We start from the raw sequence: 16,788 nt of genomic DNA on the forward strand, positions 1-16,788 counted from the left end.
CACGTCATCGCCATGCCGGTCCCCGCGAGGAAACGCCGCCGCCGGACCCCGGGCCAGATCGGCCGCGGGGTCCGCAGACGCGCGCGCCGCCTCGCGGGCCGGCTGCGGCGCGTCTGGCGCCGCTCGCTCCAGCTTCGCGTCGTCACCAGCACGCTGGTGCTGTCGATGGCCGTCGTGGTCGTCCTCGGCGTCTTCCTGATGCAGTCGATCGGCGCGTCGGTGCTGACCACCAGCGAGGTGGCCGCGGTCGAGGAGTCGCGGGCGAACGTCGCCACCGCGAGCGGCTACCTCACGCAGCCCACGGACGTGACCGACATGGCCCAGGACGCGACGGCTCAGGGACAGACGGTCAACCCCGTCGACGCGGCGGCCAAGGCCCTGACCGACCGCTCCGGCGGCCGCTATGACGTCGTCGTCTTCAACGAGAGCTCGGTCGGCGAGGGCCGGGCGTCCGGGCAGGTCGACTGGACGAGCATCCCCGAATCCCTGCGGGCGAAGGTCCAGAACAGCGAAGAGCAGTCGCTCACCAAGGCATTCACGAAGATCCGTTACATCGGCGCGAAGCAGCCCGAGAGCGGCATGGTGGTCGGCGCCCGGGTGAACGGCGCCTACGAGATCTACCACGTCTTCCCGCTCGGCGACGAGGAGAAGACGCTGCTCACCGTCCAGCGGATGGTCTTCGGCGCGGGAGCCGCGCTCGTGCTGCTGCTCGCCGGAGTCGCCTCGCTGGTCACCCGCCAGGTGGTCACGCCCGTACGGCTCGCGCGCCAGGCGGCGGAACGGCTCGCCGCCGGCCGGCTGGAGGAGCGGCTCAAGGTGCGCGGAGAGGACGACCTCGCCCGGCTGGCGACCTCGTTCAACGAGATGGCGTCCAATCTCGCCGTGAAGATCCACCAGCTGGAGGAGCTCTCGCAGGTGCAGCGGCAGTTCGTCTCCGACGTCTCCCATGAGCTGCGCACGCCGCTGACGACCGTCCGCATGGCCGCTGACCTGCTGTACGAGGGCCGCGAGGACTTCGACCCCGCCTCCGCCCGGGCCGCCGAGCTCATGCAGAACCAGCTCGAACGCTTCGAGTCGATGCTCGCCGACCTGCTGGAGATCAGCCGCTACGACGCGGGAGCGGCCACCCTCGACCTGGATCCCGTCGACATGCGCGACGTGGTCCTGCGCGCGGTGGGCGACTCCGAGGCGCTCGCCGAGCGGCAGGCCACCCGGTTCGAGCTGCGCCTGCCCAACGAGCCGTGCATGGCCGAGGTGGACAGCCGAAGAGTCGAGCGCATCCTGCGCAACCTGCTCTTCAACGCCATCGAGCACGGGGAGGGCAAGGACATCGTGGTCACGCTCGGCGCGGACCGCGACGCGGTGGCCGTGGCCGTACGCGACCACGGGGTCGGCCTCAAATCGGGCGAGGAGACGATGGTGTTCGACCGCTTCTGGCGGGCCGATCCCTCCCGCGCGCGGACCATCGGCGGCACAGGACTCGGCCTGGCGATCTCGCGGGAGGACGCCATGCTGCACGGCGGCTGGCTCCAGGCGTGGGGCGCGCCGGGGGAGGGCAGCCAGTTCCGCCTGTCGCTGCCGCGCGTGGCGGGAGCTCCGCTGCGCGGGTCGCCGCTCCCGCTCGTGCCGCCGGAGGTCGAGATGCGGCGCACGTGGCGCGGCCACGCCACGCCGGTCCTGACCCCGGCGCCGGTGGAGACGGCACCAAGGATGCGGGAGAACGTGGACGCGGGAGCCTTCGATGCTGAGTGAGCGGCTCGGCGCCCGCCGTCTCACCGCGGCCGCGGGCGCGGCGCTCGTCCTGGTCTCCGGCGGCGCGGGGTGCGCCACCGTGCCCACGGGCGGCAGCCCCCGCCCGGCCCAGGAGGACCACGGCAAGGACACGCTCAGTCAGCCGTACGTGCGGCTCATCGCGACCCGGCCGAAGAAGGGCGCCCCGCCGGAAGACGTCGTCAAGGGCTTCCAGGCGGCGATGGCGGCCTTCGACGACCGCGAGCTGAGCGTCGCCAGGGACTACCTCACCCCGGAAGCGGCCAAGCACTGGAACCCGTGGCGGCAGACCCGCATCTACGAGGGCAAGCTCGAGTGGGACCGCACGCAGGACCTCCAGGAGGCCACGCGGATGACGGTGACGCTGAAGGGCACCGCGGTCGCCACGATCGACCCGGAGGGCAGGTCCACTCAGGCCGCCGGCCCGATCGTCGAGCCGTTCACGCTGGTCAAGCTGAACGGCGAGTGGCGGATCGACACGCTGCCCGACGCCCGCCTGCTGTCGTACGACGACCTGTGGCGCGCGTACCGGAAGGTGGACCTGTACTACCCGCCGGCCACCCGGGAGACCGGCCTCGTGGCGGATCGGGTGTGGGTGCCGATCGAACCCAGCAGGGGGGTGCCGGAGACCCTGGTCCGCCGCCTGCTCGCCGGGCCGACTTCGTCCATCAGGAACGCGGTCAGCAGCGCGTTCCCGCCGGGCACCGGGCTCAACAGGATCACCGTCGAGGGCGACACGGTCGTGCTCGACTTCTCCTCGGCGCTGGAGTCGGTGCCCTCCGACCGTCTCGACGCGATGAAGGCGCAGCTCGTGTGGACGCTCGGCGAACTGGTCACCGGCCGCACCGTCGAGATCCGCGTGAACGGCGGGTCCGGCATGCGGTTCCGGCCCGCCGACTACGCGCGGTGGGACCCGAACGTGCTGCCCGGCTCCGTGCAGGCCTACTACATGCAGGGCGGCAGGCTGCTGCAGTTCAGGGAGAAGGGCGACGGCACGCCGGTGCCCGGCGCGGCGGGCGAGCAGACGGCGAAGTTCTCCCAGCCGGCCGTCTCCAGCACCAACGAGTTCCCGCCCCTCGTGGCCGCCCTGATGAACGGCGACGGCGTCTACGTCGCCCCGATGACCCCGGGCGGCCGGTGGCAGCGGTGGATCGCGGGCGGAGACATGAGCCCGCCCTCCTGGGACCGCTACGGGACCGTCTGGTCGGCCGAGAGGGCGAGCCCGCACGAGAGCCGCGTGTGGACGGCCGAGAACGGCCGGACCCACCGTGTGGACATCAACGACGAGCTGGCGTACGGGCGCATCGTCAAGCTGCGGGTCTCCCGCGACGGAGCCCGGATCGCGGCGATCGTCGACGACGGTCTCGGCACATCCGTGAAGATCGGTACGATCGTCCGCAACGGCCAGCAGACGCGGATCGAGTCCGTACAGACCCTCATCCAGCCGCGCGACGCGCAGAAGATCAAGGACATCGCCTGGCAGGACGCCGCCGACCTGCTCGTGCTGTCGGAGGGCAAGAGCGGCCAGGAACTCGCCACCTGGTCGGTCATGGAGGGCGTCATCCCCACCGACGGCCCCATCAAGCTCGACTCGAAGATCAAGTCGATCGCCGCCGTTTCCGACCACGTCCTCGCGGCGGCCGAGGAGGGCCAGGTGCTCATCTACAGCGTGGACAAGCACGCCTGGACCCCGCGTGCCGAGAACGGCGCCGCCACGCCCGTCTATCCCCTCGGCTGAGCTGCCGGAAGCGTTTTGCCGGAAGCGTTTTGTCAGTGGTGGGCGGCACACTGAGGGCGTGCGCGCGGCCCTGCTCGACCTGATCCTTCCGCCCAGATGCGCCGGATGCGGCGCGCCGGGCGCGGTGGCCTGCCCGTCCTGTACGGCCGAGTTGTTGCGGGAGCCCGCTCCCCGGCCGCCGGACCCGCCGCCTCCGGGCCTGCCGGAGTGCTGGTCGGCCACCGCCTATGACGGCGCGGCCCGGCGCATGATCCTCGCCTGCAAGGAACGCGGCCGCACGGCCCTGGTGCCGGTCCTGGCCGCGTCCGTGAGCGCCTGCGTGACCGCGTGGGCGGCCGCCCTGCCGCCGGGCGGGGGACGACCGGCCGGGGGAGCGGCCCGCGAGATGTGGCTGGTGCCGGTGCCGAGCGCCAGGGCCGCATCCCGGCGCCGCGGGCACGATCCTGTGCGGGCCGTCGCCGCGGCGGCGGCCCGCGAGCTGTGCCGGCGAGGCCGGCCCGCCGCCCTCGCACCCCTGCTGCGGCACAGCCGGCGTGTCGCCGACCAGGCGGGGCTGGGATCGGCGGAGCGGGCCGCCAACCTCTCCGGCGCCTTCGAGGCCGGGCGGGGGGCGGCGGCGCGGCCACGGCCCCGTGGCCGGGGCCTGGAGGACGTCGCCGTGGTCCTGGTGGACGACGTCGTGACGACGGGGACGACGCTGGCGGAGGCGGCCAGGGCGTTGCGCGCCGCGGGCACCGAGCCCGCCGTGGCGGTGACGGTCGCCGCGACACGCCGGAGACGCCGGATACGTCGGAATGCTGAATATCACAGACAGTAAATACTGGGGCAAGCCTGAGGTGTGTCGCAGGGGAGCGGTCGCGGGCCGCATTCGTGGCGACTTGCCTGCTCAATCCAGGTGTGGGCGACGCGCCAGTGGGGATTCCCAGAACATGACCGCGAATTTTCCATCGGCGAGACGGCAACCCGGATCACGCAAAGTGATCGTTTAGCCGATCTCCTGGCTGACATCCAAGGTGGTAGCGACTAGCGTTCAGACATGGCACCCGTTCGGGTCCGTGGTTGCGCCGGGCCGACTCCCCCGTGGAGTCCGGCCTGGTTAGCCGATGCCAGCCGCAGGCGAAACGGCCCACGTAAGGCGACTCTTGGTCGACCGATCACGGTGCGGCTTAGAGGTAAGTCCTGCCCTCCCGGGGGTCCAGATGTCCCCCGCAAGAGGAGAAGGGCAGTAGTGGCGAGTGAGCTGCGAACCCCTCAGCAGGCGGATGTGGGGACGAAGACCAGGTCGGCCGGACGGGTGTCCATCGAGCACGTGTACCACCGTCGATGTGCGAAGGGGGGCTTTGCGTGGAAATCATCGTCAAGGGGCGGCACACCACTGTGGGTGACCGGTTCCGCGATCAAGTGACGTCCAAGCTGGCCAGGATCCAGAAGCTCAACAACAAGCTCATCCAGATCGACGTAGAGGTCTCGAAGGAGCCCAATCACCGGCAGAGCGGGCAGCGCGAACGGGTGGAGCTGACGATCCACTCGCGGGGCCCCGCCATCCGCGCCGAGGCCTGTGCGGACGACCGGTTCTCGGCGCTGGACATCGCCATCGGCAAGCTGGAGGAGCGGCTTCGGCGCCTCGCCGACCGCCGCAAGATTCACCATGGGAAGAACTATCCTCGCTCGGTGGCCTCGTACACCGCGGTGGCGGAGGTCCAGGAGGGGGAGCTCAAGACCCTCCGGGTGGAACCGGAGCCGTCGCCGGTCGCCGAGATTCCGGAGGAGTCCGCCGCGGAGATGAGCGAAGGCTCCGAGCCCATCGTGCCGATCGAGATGGACGGCGAAGGACCGCTGATCGTACGCGAGAAGTTCCACAAGGCCGACCCCATGACGATCGACCAGGCGCTCCTGGAGATGGAGCTGGTGGGGCACGACTTCTACCTCTTCCGGGACAAGGAAGGCGGCCAGCCGAGCGTCGTCTACCGGCGGCGCGGCTACGACTACGGAGTCCTCAGGCTCGTCGAGAGCTGACACCTCACCCTTCGTGGGCCGGACCTCGCGCCAGCGGGGCCCGGCCCACGTCCCGTACTCCCGCGTGAGCCGGACCGTTCGGCCGGCGGAACGCTTCCCGCCCCCGGCGCCCGGTTGGATCCGGCGTCCGGCGTCTCTTCCCCGGTCCCTGGAGGCGGAATCGGGGGTCGCCGCACGGTCGCTTCGACGGCCAGCCGCCGTCAGGTCACTCGTCGGGGTTCTTCACGCATTCCGTGTCGCCCCCGATGCTGATGCCGACAGGCGAATCCGGCACCCCTACGCTAATGCCACCCACACCCTTGCGCTCGGCGCCGGCTACGTGGTTTGCCGCGTAATTGATGGTCCAGCCTCGTTGGCGCAGCACTGTGAGGACTTTCTGGAACACGTCGTCCGGGTTCAGCTCTTTGTCGGTCGCGTCGCTGCGGACTGTGAGGGCACTTGTGACGCTGGTGTGTTCGGTGCCGACCGGCCCACCACAGGGTGCGTCCTTCACCATCACGACGGTCTTGGCATTCGCATCGGGAAAGACGGCCTGAATGATGGCCTTGGCCTCGGTGATGAGAACTTGACGGGATTCTTCAGGAGTCATTTTCATCTCCGGTTCACGTGTGCAGGCGCTCACAAGCGCGGACGAGGCCAACACTGTGGCGAGGAGGCGGAGCCTGAGTGGAGAGGTCATCTCTGGCCGAGTCCGGATTCCTTGAGGGACCTGACGACGATCTGTGCGATGTCCTGCTTGGTGAAGTAACCACCGAGACCGGAATCGGCGAGCGTTGTCGCTGTCAGGGCCGTGAGCGTGGATACGTCGGCGCTACCGTCCATCGCCCCTTTGATTATCGGCTCGAACGCCGTGGCGAGTTCGCCGGCCTTCCACTGCGGAACCCTGCTCTGCAGTTCCTTCACCAGAACCCGTACGTTGCCGGCGCCGAACTGCTCGTCATCCAGCTTCGGCGACCCCATGAAGGTCTGCACACACCCATCGCCGGTGAGGACGGTCTGTAAGTTCTGCAAGCCCGTGTTCTTCTGCATGTAGTACTGGGAGTGACCGGACGACTGGCCGGTGGCCAAGCGTCGGATGTCAGTCATGTCCGCGGGGTCCCTGCCGTGCGCTTCGGTGTAGGAGACCCAGTCGCCCGGAGCGCGCATGGCGAACACCTGAGTGCCGGACTCCAGCTTGAGATCGGCCGCGCTATTGATGGTGGGGCCGAGTCCGGGGCTCCCCATGAAAACGACCGAGTCGAACGGAGTCCCCTCCTGCAGGGCCTTGCTGGACAGCAGTGTGCCGTAACTGTGAGCGAACAACGCGAATTTCGCCCCCTTGGCCGCATCGAGCCCCGCCCGGAACGAATGGAGAGCGGGAGCCCCTGCTTCGGCTTTGCTGGGCAATACAGAGTCGCCGAACTCAGGTGTGTCGTACCCCAGCCAGGTGATCACCGCGGTCTCCGGCAGATCCTTCTTGGTGTTGGGGTCCATGACGAGCCACCTGGCGTCTTTCGCGATGCTGTCGTAGTTGTCGAGCCTGTTGGTGATGCCGGGCACCATGACGGCGACGTGCTTGGCCTTGGCGAGGTCGCCGAAGACCTCCGCGACGCGGCCGTCGCCGGCCGGATCGAACAGCAGGAACTGGCGCGGCACCGATCGGCCGTCGCCGGTCACCCGGGGTTGCAGAAACTCCGTCATCCGGGCCACCCGCTTCTCCAGGAGTGCCACTTGCGCATTTTTGGGGTCGGTGGCCTTCAACGCGGTCAGGTCCTTCTGGTCATGCGCGAGGGCACGCTCGATCAGGAGCCGGTTGGCGGCGTAGCGCACCGTGGCCGGCGCGCCGTCCAGTCGCCCGACCATCTCGGGCTGCTCTATGGCGAGCGAGGCCCGCTCGGCCGCGGTCAGTTTCCCGAAGAATTTCCTGATCGCCTCCGCGCGTTGTTCCGGGCGGACCGTCGGATTGCGGTCGAGGACTGATTTGAGGTCTTTTTCCAGCCGTGTTCGATCCTGGCCGGAAACTGTGCCGATCGCGGTGGTGAGGCCGAATGCCGACAATGCGCCGAACGGGTCTCCACCCTTTTCCCCGGCGCGGACGATCGCGGCGCGGTTGCCCAGCTCGGTGGCGGTGTTCCGGGCCCATCGCAGCATGGCCGCCAGCGAGGTGGCCTGGGCTTGTCCGACGAGGTGGCAGGCCCGGGTGTAGTACTGCTCCGCGAGTTGTCGTTTGTCGGTGAGCAGCTTGGCCAACATTTCCAGTTCGTCGGCGTCGGCCACCCGTTCCGGATCCACGAGACAAGAACCTAGCTCGTCTTTACACGATGTGGAAGTATTCTTACACCGCCCGACTCAATCGGATGGAATAACGGGGATGACGCTGCGTGATGATTTGATCCGGTTGGCACATGAACACGAGGATTTGGCCGAGGCCATTGACGAGGTGCTTCAGCCGGTCGGCACACTGATGGACCGGATGCAGTGGAAGGGCCCGCATCGGGACCGGGTGCAGGCCGAGCTGGGGGCGATGCGGCGCGGCACGGGAGCGGTCAGCGGCAGCCTGCGTGAGCGGGCCGCGGCGCTCAGGGGCGCCGCGGCGGCCGTCACCGACACGGTCACGCCGGAGCTCCCGCTGCAGTCGCTGATGTCCCGGCAGGACCTGCTGAGGAAGGTTCTCCGCCAGATAAGTCCGGTGGGTCCCATCGTCGTGGACGTGTTCGCCAGGTACGACATCCTCTGACGGAGCCTGGCCGTATGACGCCGAGTCTGAGCGCGTGAGCCGGGGGTGCGGGCACGTACCGTGAGGCGGTACGCATGCGTGCGATGTGAGGTGTCGTTCGCCCAGGTATGTCCTGGTGTCGGGGGTAGTAACGCCGCGACGAAGATCCGCATCGGGTCCGGAACCGTGCCATGATGGCGGTCAGCGCGCTGACCGCCACGGTTCGCCGGGGCGGAACGACAGCGTCCTTGACCCCCGCAAGGAGGTTCCGTGACCCGACCCGACGAGGCGGCCCGCGCAGCCGGTCGAAGCGAGCCGATCCGTGTGCTGATCGTCGACGATCACGCGTTGATCCGCCGCAGCCTGGAGCTCGCGCTGGCCGCGGAGGCGGACATCGAGGTGGTGGGCGAGGCGAGCGACGGCCAGGAGGCCGTCGAGCTCGCGGATCGCCTGATGCCGGACGTGGTCCTGATGGATGTGCGCATGCCGAGGTTGGACGGCATCGGGGCGACCCGGAAGATCAAGGAATCGGTGCCGAGCACCCGGATCATCATGCTGACGGTCAGCGACGAGGAGGAGGACCTCTTCGAGGCGATCAAGGCGGGTGCGACCGGTTACCTGCTCAAGGACGTCCAGATCGACGAGGTGCCCGACGCCGTGCGCGGCGTCCACGAGGGCCAGTCGCTGATCAACCCCGCCATGGCGGCCAAGCTGATCAGCGAGTTCGCGAACATGAGCCGCAAGGAGGCCGAGCGGCCCCCTCAGCTCCCGGTTCCCCGCCTGACCGATCGGGAGATGGAGGTCCTGCGTCTCGTCGCCAAGGGCATGAACAACCGCGAGATCGCCAAGGACCTGTTCATCTCCGAGAACACGGTGAAGAACCACGTCCGCAACATCCTGGAGAAGCTCCAGTTGCACTCGCGCATGGAGGCCGTGGTCTACGCCGTTCGCGAGCGGCTGCTGGAGATCACCTGACGCTACCGCGCGGCTATGGCGGCGCGTAGCGGGGCCTCCAGGTCCGGCGTGCCGACCCGCTCCACCCGCACGTCGGTGCAGCCGACCCAGCTCGCGGCCTCCCACAGGGCCTCGCTCATCGCTTCCACGGCCCTCGTGCGGCCGCCGCCCGGCTCGAATCCGACCTGGCGGGCGACCAGCGTGGCGCCCTCGCGGGCCGGGTCGACCCGGCCGATGATCCGCCCGCCCGCGAGCACCGGCATCGCGAAGTAGCCGTGCACCCGCTTGTCCTTCGGGACGTACGCCTCCAGACGGTGGTTGAGACCGAACACGCGCTCGGCCCGCGACCGCTCCCAGATGAGCGAGTCGAACGGCGACAACGGCGTGGTGCGGTGGCGCCCGCGCGGCTCGCTCTCCAGCGCGGCGGGGTCGGCCCAGGCGTTCGGCGCCGCGCTGGGACCGCCGGCGCCCGCGCCGCGCCGAGCGGGCCAGCCCGACACGCTGACGGGCACGAGGCCGGCGGCGCCGCTCAGCAGCGCCTCGTCGAGCAGGGCGGCGTGCCTTCCCTTGACCCGGGTGAAGTCGACCAGGTCCGCTCTGGTCGCCACACCGAGCGACCGTCCGGCGATCGCGGTCAGCCGGGTCACGCACTCCTCGTCGGACAGGTCCTGGGCGAGCAGTTCCGCCGGCACCGCGCGCTCGGCCAGCTCGTAGACGCGCCGCCAGCCGACGCGGCGGGTGCAGACGACCTCACCGATGTCGAGCAGGAACTCGATGGCGATCTTGGTGTCCGACCAGTCCCACCACGGGCCTCCATTCTTGGCGCCGCCGATGTCGGCCGTCGTCAGCGGGCCGTCCGAGCGCACCTGCTCCAGGACCTTGTCGACGACCGGCGGCACCTCGTGCCAGCGGAACCGCCGCTCCCGGTACGCGCGGCGGCGGAAGGCGTACAGCGGCCACTGCTCGATGGGCAGGACGCAGGCGGCATGGCACCAGTACTCGAAGGCCCGGGCGGGGTCGTCCCAGTAGGCCCGCTCGACCGCGGCGCGACCGACCGGCCCGAGGCGCGCGTACGCGACGAGCTCGTGGGAGCGGGCGAGGACGGAGATGGTGTCGAGCTGGACGGCGCCGATGCGCCGCAACATGGCGGGGACGCCGCCGCCGCGGGCGGCGGCGCCGAGGAAACCCTGGGCCCGGAGGATGATCCTGCGGGCCTCGTCAGCGGTGAGGTCGGCGGTCAGATCGGTCACAGCCGAAGATGCTAGACGCGGTGACCGACAAAACGCCTACGCCGGTTCGGTCGCAGGCGCCGCGGACCTCAGGAGCTGATCGACCGGTGCTCGAACGGAGAGTGGTGCTCCTGCACCGGGATCTCCCGGGGAGCGTCCACGATCACGTCCGAGAAGATGTCGAACGCGAGCGCGAGCAGCCCGCCGACGGCGCAGATGCCCACGCCGACCCAGACGAACAGCCAGTTCGGGCCGAGGGTCAGCGCCACGCCCCCGCATGTGAAGCCGATGAGGATGACGATGACGGCAAGCCATGATTTGGCGCTTCCCGCGTGGCTGCCCTGGTGTCCGCTCTGTGCCATACCCCGTTTTCTACCTGATGACGGAGGTGGTCCGAACATCGGGGGAACCTTGGGCGCGGTTTTCCCTTATGGGATACGCGATTGTGCCGCGGCGCTCCGTCGATTGCAGGTGGGTGTGTCTGGTACGGGAACCGCCTACGATGGCTAGCGGGGAAGTATGTCTCGTCCTCACACCCCGGTGATCGGCCGGGGTAGACCTGCGAGGAGCTTTACTAAAAGTGCCAGCCATTCTCGACAAGATCCTTCGCGCCGGCGAAGGCAAGACTCTGCGGAAGCTCAAGCGCATCGCCGAGCAGGTCAACTCCATCGAAGAGGACTTCAAGAGCCTGTCCGACGCCGAGCTCCGCGCCCTGACCGACGAGTACAAGCAGCGCCACGCCGACGGTGAGTCTCTCGACGACCTGCTGCCCGAGGCGTTCGCGACCGTCCGCGAGGCCGCTCGCCGGGTCCTCGGTCAGCGCCACTTCGACGTGCAGCTCATGGGTGGCGCCAACCTGCACATGGGCAACATCTCCGAGATGCGCACCGGTGAGGGCAAGACGCTCACCTGTACGCTTCCCGCGTACCTCAACGCGATCTCGGGCAAGGGCGTCCACGTCGTCACGGTCAACGACTACCTGGCCAAGCGCGACGCCGAGACCATGGGCCGCGTCCACCGGTTCCTCGGCCTGGAGGTCGGCGTCATCCTGGCCAACATGTCGCCGGAGGAGCGCCGCAAGGCGTACAACGCCGACATCACGTACGGCACGAACAACGAGTTCGGCTTCGACTACCTCCGCGACAACATGGCGTGGTCGATGGAGGAGTGCGTCCAGCGCGGCCACAACTTCGCCATCGTGGACGAGGTCGACTCGATCCTGATCGACGAGGCCAGGACTCCGCTCATCATCTCCGGTCCCGGTGAGCAGTCGGGCAAGTGGTATCAGGAGTTCGCCAAGATCGTGCCGAGGCTGCGGCGCGGCACCGAGGGCAAGGACGGCGAGGAGAGCACCGGCGACTACGTCGTCGACGAGAAGAAGCGCACCGTCGGCATCCTCGAGGCGGGCGTGGAGAAGGTCGAGGACTGGCTCGGCATCGACAACCTCTACAAGCCCGAGCACACCCACCTCGTGCAGTTCCTGAACAACGCGCTCAAGGCGAAGGAACTGTTCAAGAAGGACAAGGACTACATCGTCGTCGACGGCGAGGTCCTGATCGTCGACGAGTTCACCGGCCGCGTCCTGCACGGCCGCCGCTACAACGAGGGCATGCACCAGGCCATCGAGGCCAAGGAAGGCGTGAAGATCAAGGACGAGAACCAGACTCTCGCCACGATCACGCTGCAGAACTACTTCCGCCTCTACGAGAAGCTCTCCGGCATGACCGGTACGGCCGCCACCGAGGCCAACGAGTTCCACCAGACCTACAAGCTGGGTGTCGTCCCGATCCCGACAAACCGGCCGATGGTCCGCATGGACCAGCCCGACGTCGTCTACAAGACCGAGGACGCCAAGTTCCAGGCGTGCGTCGACGACATCAAGGCGCGCTACGAGAAGGGCCAGCCGGTCCTCGTCGGCACCACCAGCGTCGAGAAGTCCGAGAAGCTCTCGCGGATGCTCAAGCGCCAGGGTGTGCCGCACGAGGTGCTGAACGCGAAGAACCACGCCCGTGAGGCCGCGATCGTCGCCGAGGCGGGCCGCAAGGGCGCGGTCACCGTGGCGACCAACATGGCCGGTCGAGGCACCGACATCATGCTCGGAGGCAACCCCGAGTTCCGCGCCGACCTGGAGCTCCAGCAGCGCGGCCTGTCGCCGTCCGAGACTCCGGAGGAGTACGAGAAGGCCTGGCCCGAGGCGCTGGAGAAGGCCAAGGAGGCCGTCAAGGCCGAGCACGAGGAGGTCACCGAGTCCGGCGGCCTCTACGTGCTGGGCACCGAGCGGCACGAGTCGCGGCGCATCGACAACCAGCTCCGCGGCCGTTCCGGCCGTCAGGGCGACCCCGGTGAGTCGCGCTTCTACCTCTCGCTCGAGGACGACCTCATGCGGCTGTTCAACTCGGCCAGGGTCGAGATGATCATGACGCGGCTCAACATCCCGGACGACGTGCCGATCGAGTCGGGCATGGTGTCCAAGGCCATCGCCTCCGCGCAGCACCAGGTCGAGCAGCAGAACTTCGAGATCCGCAAGAACGTCCTGAAGTACGACGAGGTGATGAACCGGCAGCGCACGGTCATCTACGCCGAGCGGCGGCGGGTGCTGGAAGGCGCCGACCTGCACGAGCAGGTCCGCAGCTTCGTCACCGACGTCATCGACGAGTACGTCAAGGGCGCCACCGCCGAGGGCTTCGCCGAGGAATGGGACCTCGAGAAGCTGTGGAAGGCGTTCGGCCAGCTCTACCCGATCTCCTTCACCGTCGACGAGCTCATCGAGCAGGTCGGCGGCGACCGGGAGGAGCTGACGGCGGAGCTCATCGCCGAGAAGGTCAAGGAGGACGCGCTCGCGGCCTACGACCGCCGCGAGGAGCAGCTCGGCTCCGAGGCGATGCGTGAGCTGGAGCGCCGGGTCATCCTCTCGGTGCTCGACCGCAAGTGGCGCGAGCACCTCTACGAGATGGACTACCTCCAGGAGGGCATCGGCATGCGCGCCTATGCCCAGAAGGACCCGCTGATCGAGTACCAGCGCGAGGGCTACGAGATGTTCTCCGCGATGCTCGAGGGCATCAAGGAGGAGTCGGTCGGCTACCTGTTCAACCTCGAGGTCGAGGTGCAGGCCAACCCGATCGTCGAGGAGAACGCCGAGGACGACGCGGAGCTCTCCGAGACCGGCTCGATCATCGCCAGGGCGCTGCGGCAGCCGTCGCGGCCGGCCGAGATGGTCTACAGCGCGCCGGGCGAGAGCGGCGACGTGGAGGTCAGCCGGGTGCGGTCGACCCCCGAGCAGCGCGCCGCGTACGGCGACACCGAGCGCAACGCGCCCTGCCCCTGCGGCTCGGGCAAGAAGTACAAGCGCTGCCATGGTGACCCGCGCAACCAGCAGGCGTGACGCGACCGGGTGCGTGACCTGAGACGGACCCCGCCGGGCCTGCCCGGCGGGGTCCTTCGCGTCGTGGGGCCGGGGTCATGCGGTCTCGGGTCATGCGGTCTCGAACTCGGTGACCAGCCACTGCACGCCCTGCCGCTCCAGCCGTACGGCGAGCACGTGACTGCGCGGCCCGCAGTGGACGAGCAGGCACATCTCGATCACCCCCTCGCGGGGTCGCTGCACGTGGGGGAGGCCCGTCAAGGGCGGCCGTTCGGCCTCGATCATCTTCCCGGCCCGGACCAGTTCGCGGTAGGCCCGCTCGGTGAGCCGGCCGGCGACGGTCTCCGGCGGCCTGCGACCCGCCAGGATCTCCGCGAGGGCCTGGCCGAGCCCCCGCAGGCGGCGCTCGTCCGTGGGCGTGCCCGTACTCCGCGGGGGCGGGGCCAGGGCGAGCGCGCCGTACGTGCCGGGATAGGGGCCGGGATAGGTGCCGGGATGCGGGCCGGGACGTGTGACGGCACCGGCGTCGTGCTCGTCGTACGGCGGGTCGGCCGGGGGGACGGACGCGAGCCGCGGCAGGGGGACGGGCTTGGGCATCGGGGACTCCGCTCTCGTGCGCCGTGAACCTGACGCCTAATAGAGGTTGCGGTCATCCCTCCTGATACGGGGAACGCCAACTTTGCCGACCCGCGAGGGTCTTCGCCGCCGTTTGTCGGGAAAGTCCATCCGGGTTGGCGTGGTCGTTCCGGATTTTCGCACGGACTGATCGGCGATTAGCGGCATCCGCAATGACGGGAAACACGACAGGGGCGCCCGGGATCGCCGGGCGCCCCTGCTCCCTGAGAGGGGACGTGACGCGTCAGGCGCGGGCGGGCGCCGTGTCGGCGCCTTCTCCGGAGTCCACGTCGGGCTCCGGTTCCCGGCCGGGCGTCATGATGTTCAGCTTCTTGATGAGGAAGCTGAAGAGGAAGTAGTAGACGAGGGCGTAGATCACGCCTATGCCCATGATGAGCCAGAAGTTGTGCGTGTTGGACTTGCCGATGTTCAACAGCGCGTCGGTGGCACCCGCGGAGAAGCCGAAGCCGAGCTTGCCGCCGAGCAAGCTCATCAGAGCCATCGAGACGCCGGTGAGCAGCGCGTGAACCGCGAACAGGAGCGGGGCCACGAAGATGAACGCGAACTCGATCGGCTCGGTGATCCCGGTGACGAAGGAGACGAGGGCCGCCGAGATCATGATGCCGCCGACCGCAGGCCGGCGGTGCGCCGGAGCCGCCCGCCACATCGCGAGGGCCGCGGCCGGGAGACCGAACATCATGACCGGGAAGAAGCCGGTCATGAAGGCGCCCGAGCCGTCCGCGCCCTGGAGGTAGCAGGTGAGGTCGCCGGCGAACTGGGTGCCGTTGACGGTGCAGTCGGGCACCTGGAACCAGACGATCGAGTTGATGATGTGGTGCAGGCCGACCGGCACCAGCAGGCGGTTGGCCACGCCGTAGACGCCCGCTCCGGCCGCGTTGTTGTCCGCGAGCCACCTGCCGAAGCTGTTGATCCACTCACCGACGGGCGGCCAGATGAGGCCGAAGACGACACCGAGGATGACCGCCGCGAAGGCCGTGATGATCGGCACGAAGCGGCGACCGCCGAAGAACGCCAGCCAGGTGGGGAGTTTGATGCGGTAGTAGCGCTGCCAGAGCAGGGCCGCCGTGATGCCGATGACGATGCCGCCGAGCACGCCGGTGGGGTTGCCCGCCGCCCAGTTGATCACCTCGGCGGGCTTGCCGTCGGCGCCGAGCACCTGCTGTGCGACGCGTTTGTGCACCGCGTCCGTCGCGGGTGCGTCGAAGAACAGGCCTTTGGAGACCCGGTCGAAGACCAGGTAACCGACCAGGGCGGCGACGGCTGTCGAGCCGTCGGACTTGCGGGCGAAGCCCACGGCCACACCGATCGCGAACAACAGCGGCAGCATGCCGAAGAGCACGTCACCGGCGTTCGCGAGGACCTTCGCCACGTTGGCCATCCAGCCGAACCCGGCGACGTCGGCCAGACCGCCCGGATCCGGGCCGTTGGAGCCGAGCATGTCCGGCTGGCCGAAACGCAGGAGGAGCGCGGCGGCGGGAAGCACGGCGATGGGCAACATGAGGGAGCGCCCCAGCCGCTGGAGCACGCCCATCACGCGCGAACTGGTGGAAGGTGCGGCGGGCAGGCCCGCGTCGGCGGATGTGGAACTCATCGGGGTGTTCCTCCAGGGGGTGGGGGAGAACAGGGAGGAGTGTCAGAGTCGTCTGGCCGGGGCTCCGAGGAGCGTCCGGAGCTGGTAGCGGTCGGCGCGATAGGTGGAGACGCCGAGTTCGGCGCAGACCCCGCCGGCGAAGGACCGGCGCTGCAGCAGCAGCACGGCCCCGCCCCGGGGCAGTTTGAGCAGGTCGGCGTCGCTCGGATCGGCGAGGCCGCCGTCGATGGTCAGCTCCCCGGCGTCCATCACGAGCCCGTAGCGCGACTCGAGCAGGGCGTACAGGGATCGTCCGGTCAGGTCGTAGGTATCGAGATCGGGCGCGAGCGAGACCGGGATGTGAGCGCGCTCGATGCTCAGCGGTTCCCCGTCCGCCGTGCGCAGCCGCTCGATGAAATGGACGGCGTCCCCCGGCTGGATGCCGAGCTGCCGCGCGAGGTGGGCACTGGCCCGGACCACCCGCCGGTCCAGGTCGCGGGAGCCCGGCTCCATGCCGCGCGCCCGCATGTCGTCGGTGAAGGAGGTGAGTTGAAGCGCCAGCTCGATCTTCGGCCGGGCGACGAACGTGCCCTTGCCGGGAACGCGGTGCAACCGGCCCTCGGACACCAGGTGGTCGACGGCCTGCCGTACCGTCATTCGGGACAGGTCGTAACGCTGGCTGAGCTCACGTTCGGAGGGGATCGCCGCGCCGATCGGCAGTTCGTTGCTCTCGACGAGGTCGAGCAGGATCTCCCGTAGCTGGAAATATTTGGGCACCGGGCTGTCCGGATCGATCTGGGCCACTGATCCCTCCCCTCT

General features: G+C 69.1%; 14 protein-coding genes. 7 read left to right on the forward strand and 7 right to left on the reverse strand.

Features of this window, described 5'->3' with window-relative positions; all coding sequences use genetic code 11:
* Positions 1-12: 12 nt before the first annotated feature.
* The 4 genes from mtrB to hpf all read left to right on the forward strand — a co-directional run bounded on the left by mtrB (position 13) and on the right by hpf (position 5,524).
* Complete coding sequence (gene mtrB, locus ACQPZZ_RS07885; protein ID WP_432930287.1) at positions 13-1,752, forward strand: MtrAB system histidine kinase MtrB; 1,740 nt, start codon at positions 13-15, stop codon at positions 1,750-1,752.
* A complete protein-coding gene (locus tag ACQPZZ_RS07890; protein WP_432930290.1) occupies positions 1,742-3,508 on the forward strand; it encodes an LpqB family beta-propeller domain-containing protein in 1,767 nt (588 codons plus the stop codon). Before mtrB ends, ACQPZZ_RS07890 begins: the two co-directional genes overlap by 11 nt.
* Before the next feature lie 58 nt (positions 3,509-3,566).
* The gene (locus ACQPZZ_RS07895; protein WP_432930292.1) at positions 3,567-4,325 is read left to right on the forward strand and encodes a ComF family protein; all 759 of its coding nucleotides are present in this window, start codon (positions 3,567-3,569) and stop codon (positions 4,323-4,325) included.
* Positions 4,326-4,852: 527 nt separating this feature from the next.
* On the forward strand, positions 4,853-5,524 hold the full coding sequence (gene hpf, locus ACQPZZ_RS07900; protein WP_363646031.1) for a ribosome hibernation-promoting factor, HPF/YfiA family: 672 nt from the start codon (positions 4,853-4,855) through the stop codon (positions 5,522-5,524).
* Between the two features lie 205 nt (positions 5,525-5,729).
* Here the strand turns inward: hpf and ACQPZZ_RS07905 are convergent, their stop codons facing one another.
* Both ACQPZZ_RS07905 and ACQPZZ_RS07910 read right to left on the reverse strand, forming a co-directional pair.
* Positions 5,730-6,113, reverse strand: coding sequence for a hypothetical protein (locus tag ACQPZZ_RS07905; RefSeq protein ID WP_432930294.1), 384 nt, complete (start codon positions 6,111-6,113; stop codon positions 5,730-5,732).
* Positions 6,114-6,199: 86 nt separating this feature from the next.
* Positions 6,200-7,795 (reverse strand): alpha/beta hydrolase, encoded by a 1,596-nt coding sequence (locus ACQPZZ_RS07910; protein WP_432930296.1) that lies wholly within the window; start codon positions 7,793-7,795, stop codon positions 6,200-6,202.
* A 127-nt stretch (positions 7,796-7,922) separates the two neighbouring features.
* Here ACQPZZ_RS07910 and ACQPZZ_RS07915 point away from each other — a divergent pair, with 127 nt between their 5' ends.
* Both ACQPZZ_RS07915 and ACQPZZ_RS07920 read left to right on the forward strand, forming a co-directional pair.
* Positions 7,923-8,240 carry a hypothetical protein gene (locus ACQPZZ_RS07915; RefSeq protein ID WP_432930298.1) on the forward strand — a complete coding sequence of 106 codons (318 nt, stop codon included), beginning with the start codon at positions 7,923-7,925 and terminating at the stop codon, positions 8,238-8,240.
* Positions 8,241-8,489: 249 nt separating this feature from the next.
* Positions 8,490-9,194, forward strand: a complete 705-nt coding sequence (locus ACQPZZ_RS07920; protein ID WP_142623623.1) for a response regulator — start codon at positions 8,490-8,492, stop codon at positions 9,192-9,194.
* A gap of 2 nt (positions 9,195-9,196) precedes the next feature.
* Here the strand turns inward: ACQPZZ_RS07920 and ACQPZZ_RS07925 are convergent, their stop codons facing one another.
* Entirely contained in the window at positions 9,197-10,423 is a 1,227-nt protein-coding gene (locus tag ACQPZZ_RS07925) for a winged helix-turn-helix domain-containing protein (RefSeq protein ID WP_432930301.1), read from the reverse strand.
* Between the two features lie 68 nt (positions 10,424-10,491).
* Entirely contained in the window at positions 10,492-10,764 is a 273-nt protein-coding gene (locus ACQPZZ_RS07930) for an HGxxPAAW family protein (RefSeq protein ID WP_363646026.1), read from the reverse strand.
* Between the two features lie 218 nt (positions 10,765-10,982).
* On the opposite strand from ACQPZZ_RS07930, the gene secA reads away from it, so the two are divergent.
* Positions 10,983-13,784, forward strand: a complete 2,802-nt coding sequence (secA, locus tag ACQPZZ_RS07935; protein ID WP_363646025.1) for a preprotein translocase subunit SecA — start codon at positions 10,983-10,985, stop codon at positions 13,782-13,784.
* Between the two features lie 90 nt (positions 13,785-13,874).
* Here secA and ACQPZZ_RS07940 read toward each other — a convergent pair whose 3' ends face one another.
* The 3 genes from ACQPZZ_RS07940 to ACQPZZ_RS07950 form a co-directional block, all read right to left on the reverse strand.
* The gene (locus ACQPZZ_RS07940; RefSeq protein ID WP_432930304.1) at positions 13,875-14,360 is read right to left on the reverse strand and encodes an Rv3235 family protein; all 486 of its coding nucleotides are present in this window, start codon (positions 14,358-14,360) and stop codon (positions 13,875-13,877) included.
* Positions 14,361-14,622: 262 nt separating this feature from the next.
* Positions 14,623-15,990: a PTS transporter subunit EIIC gene (locus ACQPZZ_RS07945; RefSeq protein WP_432930306.1), complete on the reverse strand. Its 1,368-nt coding sequence runs from the start codon at positions 15,988-15,990 to the stop codon at positions 14,623-14,625.
* Between the two features lie 42 nt (positions 15,991-16,032).
* Positions 16,033-16,773, reverse strand: a complete 741-nt coding sequence (locus ACQPZZ_RS07950; protein ID WP_432930308.1) for a GntR family transcriptional regulator — start codon at positions 16,771-16,773, stop codon at positions 16,033-16,035.
* Between the last annotated feature and the right edge of the window lie 15 nt (positions 16,774-16,788).

This window comes from Microbispora sp. CA-135349, from assembly GCF_050947365.1.
Lineage (GTDB): Bacteria > Actinomycetota > Actinomycetes > Streptosporangiales > Streptosporangiaceae > Microbispora.

What these genes read in the sequence shown, in the direction of transcription:
- ACQPZZ_RS07930 (WP_363646026.1), bottom strand. Translation starts at nt 10,764, where the DNA reads ATGGCACAGAGCGGACACCAGGGCAGCCACGCGGGAAGCGCCAAATCA.
- mtrB (WP_432930287.1), top strand. Translation starts at nt 13, where the DNA reads ATGCCGGTCCCCGCGAGGAAACGCCGCCGCCGGACCCCGGGCCAGATC.
- ACQPZZ_RS07945 (WP_432930306.1), bottom strand. Translation starts at nt 15,990, where the DNA reads ATGAGTTCCACATCCGCCGACGCGGGCCTGCCCGCCGCACCTTCCACC.
- ACQPZZ_RS07940 (WP_432930304.1), bottom strand. Translation starts at nt 14,360, where the DNA reads ATGCCCAAGCCCGTCCCCCTGCCGCGGCTCGCGTCCGTCCCCCCGGCC.
- ACQPZZ_RS07905 (WP_432930294.1), bottom strand. Translation starts at nt 6,113, where the DNA reads ATGACTCCTGAAGAATCCCGTCAAGTTCTCATCACCGAGGCCAAGGCC.
- ACQPZZ_RS07890 (WP_432930290.1), top strand. Translation starts at nt 1,742, where the DNA reads ATGCTGAGTGAGCGGCTCGGCGCCCGCCGTCTCACCGCGGCCGCGGGC.